Raw genomic sequence first — 730 nt, 5'->3', positions numbered from 1 at the left:
CCCCTACATCGTCCAGCACGGTAAGGCGATCGCGCATCGCTTCGCCAAATCCTGCGTCCGCTCGACCGCCGAGAACGAGGCCTACTGGCGCGACGTCGGAACGGTCGACGCCTATTGGGAAGCCAATATCGACCTGACCGATATCACGCCCGAGCTCGATCTCTACGACCGCGACTGGCCGATCTGGACTTATGCCGAATTGAAGCCGCCGGCAAAGTTCGTGCATGACGAGGATGGCCGCCGCGGTTCGGCTGTGTCTTCGCTTGTCTCGGGCGATTGCATCGTCTCGGGGGCTTCGCTGAAAAAAAGCCTGATCTTCACCGGCGCGCGCATCAATTCCTATTCGACGCTGGAAGAAGTCGTCATGCTGCCCGACGTTCATGTCGGCCGGAACGCAAAGTTGAAGCGCGTGGTCATCGACCATGGTGTTAGGATACCGGAAGGGCTGGTGGTCGGCGAAGATCCTATTCTCGACGCCAAGCGCTTCCGCGTTTCCGAAAAGGGCATCTGCCTGGTCACGCAGGACATGATCGACAAGTTAGGGCTCTAACGCATGCAGGTTCTGTCGGTCACGCCCGAGATCTTTCCGCTGATCAAGACCGGAGGGCTTGCCGACGTGACCGGCGCGCTGCCCATCGCCTTGGCGGCCAAGGGCGTGACCGTGCGCACGCTCATCCCGGGCTTTCCGACCGTCATGGCCGCCTTCAAGAAGAAGCGGGCGGTTCTGCAA

1 protein-coding gene and 1 pseudogene are annotated in these 730 nt (G+C 61.0%); both read left to right on the top strand.

Annotated elements, in window-relative coordinates; translation table 11 throughout:
• Positions 1-550 (top strand): annotated as a pseudogene (locus tag EN750_RS37345) (glucose-1-phosphate adenylyltransferase); the annotation flags it as partial.
• Between the two features lie 3 nt (positions 551-553).
• Positions 554-730, top strand: a 177-nt coding sequence (locus EN750_RS37340; RefSeq protein ID WP_189526826.1) for a glycogen/starch synthase, incomplete at its 3' end; no start/stop codon positions are given.

It is taken from the genome of Mesorhizobium sp. M7A.F.Ca.ET.027.03.2.1 (genome assembly GCF_003999175.1).
In the GTDB taxonomy this organism is placed as follows: domain Bacteria; phylum Pseudomonadota; class Alphaproteobacteria; order Rhizobiales; family Rhizobiaceae; genus Mesorhizobium.
The sequence above is the reverse complement of the archived record's forward strand: the minus strand, read 5'-3'. Positions and strand labels throughout refer to the sequence as shown.